Below are 4,932 nucleotides of genomic sequence, written 5' to 3' on the forward strand. Positions count from 1 at the left end.
GAGAAGCGCGCCGTGCTCAAGGCGCTGCCGCTGCTCGACGCGGGCGTCCAGGAGGTCGCGCTGCTGCTGGACGCCATCCGGACGAACGACGCGCGCCTGCTGGCCGCCGCACTCGGCCCGCCCGCCGCGCACCTCGATCAGCCCGCGTGGCGGCAGGCGGTGCTCAAGTGCGTGTTCACGGGCGTGCCGCTGGCCGCGGTGGACCGGCTGGACGAGCGGGCCGACGGCGAACTGGCCGCCATGCTGGCCGCCTTCGCCGCCGAACGCGCCGCCGCCGGACGCCCCACGCCCTCCGACGCCGCCGCCCTGCTCCGCCGTCTCACCAGCGAGGAGACCTGATGCGCATCTTCGACCCCCACATCCACATGACCTCGCGCACCACCGACGACTACACCCGCATGGCCGCCGCCGGCGTGCTGGCCGTGGTCGAGCCCGCCTTCTGGCTGGGCCAGCCGCGCACCGGCCCCGGCTCGTTCACCGACTACTTCGACTCGCTGCTCGGCTGGGAGCCGTACCGGGCCGCGCAGTTCGGCGTCGTGCACCACGCCACCGTCGCGCTCAACCCCAAGGAGGCCGGCGACCCGCGCTGCCGCCCCGTCCTCGACCTGCTACCCCGCTACCTGGACAAGGACCGCGTGGTCGCGGTCGGCGAGATCGGCTACGACTCGATGACCCCCGACGAGGACGACGCCTTCGAACGCCAGCTCGCCCTCGCCATCGAGCACGAGCTGCCCGCCCTCGTGCACACCCCGCACCGCGACAAGGCCGCCGGCACCCGGCGCAGCCTGGAGGTCGTCGCCGCCTCCGGCCTCGCCCCGGAACGCGTGACCATCGACCACCTCAACGAGGTCACCGTCGGCCCGGTGAAGGACTCCGGCTGCTGGACGGGCTTCTCCATCTACCCCGAGACCAAGATGTCGCCGCCGCGCATGGTCGAGATCCTGCGCAGGTACGGGCTGGAACGCGTGCTCGTCAACTCCGCCGCCGACTGGGGGGTCTCCGACCCGCTGCTCACCCTGGCCACCGCCGAGGCCATGCTCGCGGCCGGGTTCACCGCCGACGACGTGGACCGGGTGTTCTGGCGCAACCCCGTGGAGTTCTACGCCCAGTCCGGCCGGCTCGACCTGACCGCCGTCGCCGGGGCGGCCGAGCCCACGTTCGCGGGCAGCTCGATCAGGCGCGGCGGCTCCTGATGCGGCTGACCCACCCGTCGGGGACGACCCTGCACCTCGGCTACTGCACCAACGTGCACCCGGCCGAGGACCTCGACGGGATCATCGCCCAGCTCGACGCGTACGCCGTCCCGATCCGCGACCGGCTGGGCACCGACGTGCTGGGGCTCGGCCTCTGGCTGGCCGCCCCCGTCGCCGCCGCGCTGGCCGCCGACCCGGCGCCGCGCGGCCGGCTCCGCCGGGAGCTCGACGCCAGAGGGCTGGAGGTGGTGACGCTCAACGGGTTCCCGTACAGCTCGTTCCAGGACCCGGTGGTCAAGCACGCCGTCTACCGTCCCGACTGGACCACGCCGGAGCGGCTGGCGTACACGCTCGATCTGGCCCGCGTCCTGGCCGGTCTGCTGCCCGGCGACGCCGCCCGCGGCTCCGTGTCCACGCTGCCGCTCGCCTGGCGCGAGCCCTGGGACACCGCCATGGCCGACCTGGCCGCCCGTCACCTCGACCGGCTGGCCGAAGGGCTGGCCGAGATCGAGTCCGCCACCGGGCGCACCGTACGCGTCGGGTTCGAGCCGGAGCCCGGCTGCGTCGTGGAGACCACCGAGCAGGCCGTCGCCCACCTCTCCCGCGTCGACACCGACCGGCTCGGCGTCTGCCTCGACCTGGCCCATCTGGCCTGCGCCTGGGAGCAGCCGGCCGGCGCGCTGAAGGCGCTGCGCGCGGCCGGGCTGCCCGTCGTCAAGGTCCAGCTCTCGGCCGCGCTGGAGACCGCCACGCCGCCCGCGCTGCGCGAGTACGCCGAGCCGCGCTTCCTGCACCAGACCCGCACCGCCGCCGGGCAGGCCGCCGACGACCTCGGCGAGGCACTCGAACGCGACCTGCCCGCCCCGTGGCGCGTCCACTACCACGTGCCGCTGCACGCCACCCCCGCGCCGCCGCTGGCCACGACCGTCCCGGTGCTGCGCGAGGCGCTCAAGGAGCTGGCGGGCGGGCCGGAGCCGCTGTGCGACCACTACGACGTCGAGACCTACACCTGGGGCGTGCTGCCCGCCGCCCTGCGCCCGCGGACCCCCGGACAGCTCGCCGAGGGCATCGCCGGCGAGCTGGACTTCGCCCGCACCGAGCTGCGCGACCTGGGAGTGACGGCATGACCAGACTGCTCGTCCTGGACGTGGTGGGACTGACCCCGAGACTGCTGGCCCACATGCCCCGGCTGCGCGCGGTGGCCGACGGCGGGTTCCCGGCCGGGCTCGGCACCGTGCTGCCCGCGGTCACCTGCACGGTGCAGTCCACGTTCCTGACCGGCCTGCCGCCCTCCGGGCACGGCGTGGTGGGCAACGGCTGGTACTTCCGCGACCTGGGCGAGGTCTTCCTCTGGCGCCAGCACAACGCCCTCGTCGAGGGGGAGAAGCTCTGGCACGCCGCCCGCCGCGAGCGTCCCGGCTACACCGTCGCCAACGTGTGCTGGTGGTACGCCATGGGCGCCGACGTCGACTGGACCGTCACGCCCCGCCCCATCTACCGCGCCGACGGCCGCAAGGACCCCGACTGCTACACCGACCCGCCCGAGCTGCACGGCGAGCTGACCGCCGCGCTCGGCGCGTTCCCGCTGTTCAGCTACTGGGGGCCGGGCGCCGGCATCGCGTCCTCACGGTGGATCGCCGAGGCCGCGCGGCACGTCATGACCCGCCACGACCCCGACCTCACGCTCGCCTACCTCCCGCACCTCGACTACGACCTGCAGCGCCACGGCCCCGCCGACCCGCGCTCCGCGGCGGCCGCCGCCGAGCTGGACACCGTGCTCGCGCCCCTCCTGGACGCCGCCCGCGACCGCACCGTGGTCGTCCTGTCCGAGTACGGCATCACCGACGTCTCCCGCCCGATCGACGTCAACCGCGCCCTGCGCGCCGACGGCCTGCTGCGCGTGCACACCCAGGACGGCATGGAGTACCTCGACCCGTGGACCTCCCGCGCCTTCGCCGTCGCCGACCACCAGATCGCCCACGTCTACGTCCGCGACCCCGCCGATGTGCCCGCCGTCGCCAAGCTCTGCGCGTCCGTGCCGGGCGTGGCCACCGTGCTCGACCGGGACGGCAAGGCCGCGCACGGCCTGGACCATCCCCGCTCCGGCGACCTCGTCCTGCTCGCCGAGCCCGACGCCTGGTTCACCTACTACTACTGGCTCGACGACGACCGGGCCCCTGACTTCGCCCGCCTCGTCGAGATCCACCGCAAGCCCGGCTACGACCCCGCCGAGCTGTTCTTCGACCCGGCCGCCCCGGGCGCCGCCAAACGCCGCGCGGCCACGGCGCTGCTGCGCAAGAAGCTCGGCCTGCGCTACCTCATGAGCGTCGTCGGCCTCGACGCCGGGGCGCGCGCCGTACGCGGCTCCCACGGGCTGCTGCCGCGCGACGCCGCCGACGCGCCCGTCCTGCTGTGCTCCGACCCGGCCGAGGCCCGCGACCGCTACGAGGCCGTCGAGGTCAAGGACCTCCTGCTGCGGCTGGCCCGCCGGTGAGGCCGCTCAGCCGACGTGGGCGTCCCCGATCACGTGGGAGACGTGCCAGCGGGTGAACCGGTCGAGCCGGTCGATGACGAAACCGGCCCGCCGGATGGCGGCCACCACGTCGCGGGCGGGGTGGCAGCCGCCGCACACGCGTGCCCACATCGGGGTCACCACCGTCTCGGCCAGCGCCACGGCCGGGTGCGCGGAGCGCTGGTGCTCGTGGAAGCGCAGCTCGCCGCCCGGACGCAGGGCGCGGCGTACCTGCTGGAGCGCCGTCTCCATGCAGGGCGCGCAGCAGAGCGCGAGCGAGCAGATCACCGCGTCGCACGAGCCGTCGGCCACGGGCAGGCGGCGGGCGTCGCCGTCGAGGATCCGCACGGGCACGGGCACCCGGTCGGCCACGCGGCGGGCCGCCGCGCGCAGGAAGGGGTCGGCCTCCACCAGGACGATCTCCGCGCAGGCGGTGGGATAGCAGGTGAGCTTCACGCCGTCGCCCGCGCCCACCTCCAGCACCCGTCCCGAGAGGCCGTCCATCAGCCGCCGCCGCTGCTCGGTCATCCGGCCGCCGCAGCGCACCGGCCGCGGGTGGTGGAACTGCTCCATGCCCCAGCCGACGTCGTACTCGGCCTCGGGGGGAAGGCTGGGATGCGGGACATGTACGACCATGGCTCAAGCTTGCGCCCGATTCCCGCCCGATGGGTGACATCCCTACGCGATTCCTACGGCCCGCCGCGCAATCGCCACGCGTCCTTGACGAGTCGCGCCCCTTGTCCACCTCCTGTCACTGGCGAGGCGGCCAGAGCTGATGCCGTTTCCGCAGGCAGGCAGCGCGCCCCCGGCTCGGCCGGATAAGGTTTCGAAGGCCAGCAGGAGGACCGGCAGAGGGGGAGACGGTACGTCGATGCTCGACCCGCACCATCGCCGCCTTCTGGGCGCCGCGACCGGCCTGGCCGCCCTCGTCCCCGTCTACTACCTCACCGAGGCCGCCGCCAGGGCCCTGCGCGCCGGTGTCACCGCCTTCGACCCCGCGCCGTCCGGGCTCGGCTACCTGCTGGCGGTCGCCGCCGTCGTCACCGTCCTGGCCGCCTGGCCCGCGGCCGCGCTCGCGTGCGGCGTCCCGCTCGCGGCGGCGGGCGCGCTGTTCGCGCTCGACCTCGACGCCGCCATCGGCGCGGCGGGCACGCTGCCGTTCGCCCGGTCCGGCGGGCTGCCCTGGTCGTCGCCGGACGGCGTGCCCTGGGCCGAGCCGGGCGAGCC

6 protein-coding genes are annotated in these 4,932 nt (G+C 75.1%); 5 read left to right on the forward strand and 1 reads right to left on the reverse strand.

The features are described 5' to 3' along the window. The 4 genes from ABD844_RS35580 to ABD844_RS35595 all read left to right on the forward strand — a co-directional run. A partial coding sequence (locus ABD844_RS35580; RefSeq protein WP_344887837.1) for an EboA domain-containing protein occupies positions 1 to 339 on the forward strand: 339 nt, incomplete at its 5' end. Then, complete coding sequence (locus ABD844_RS35585; RefSeq protein WP_344887840.1) at positions 339 to 1,193, forward strand: TatD family hydrolase; 855 nt, start codon at positions 339 to 341, stop codon at positions 1,191 to 1,193. The genes ABD844_RS35580 and ABD844_RS35585, both read left to right, overlap by 1 nt. After that, a complete protein-coding gene (eboE, locus tag ABD844_RS35590) occupies positions 1,193 to 2,320 on the forward strand; it encodes a metabolite traffic protein EboE (protein ID WP_344887842.1) in 1,128 nt (375 codons plus the stop codon). The genes ABD844_RS35585 and eboE overlap by 1 nt, the downstream gene beginning before the upstream one ends. Continuing rightward, positions 2,317 to 3,687 carry an alkaline phosphatase family protein gene (locus ABD844_RS35595; protein ID WP_344887845.1) on the forward strand — a complete coding sequence of 457 codons (1,371 nt, stop codon included), beginning with the start codon at positions 2,317 to 2,319 and terminating at the stop codon, positions 3,685 to 3,687. Before eboE ends, ABD844_RS35595 begins: the two co-directional genes overlap by 4 nt. A 6-nt stretch (positions 3,688 to 3,693) precedes the next feature. On the opposite strand, the gene ABD844_RS35600 is transcribed toward ABD844_RS35595, so the two are convergent. Next, positions 3,694 to 4,341, reverse strand: coding sequence for a class I SAM-dependent methyltransferase (locus ABD844_RS35600; protein WP_344887848.1), 648 nt, complete (start codon positions 4,339 to 4,341; stop codon positions 3,694 to 3,696). Between the two features lie 235 nt (positions 4,342 to 4,576). On the opposite strand from ABD844_RS35600, the gene ABD844_RS35605 reads away from it, so the two are divergent. Further along, positions 4,577 to 4,932: hypothetical protein (locus tag ABD844_RS35605; RefSeq protein WP_344887852.1), on the forward strand; the 356-nt coding region annotated here is incomplete at its 3' end.

The sequence above is a fragment of the Nonomuraea antimicrobica genome (assembly GCF_039536965.1).
GTDB lineage: Bacteria > Actinomycetota > Actinomycetes > Streptosporangiales > Streptosporangiaceae > Nonomuraea > Nonomuraea antimicrobica.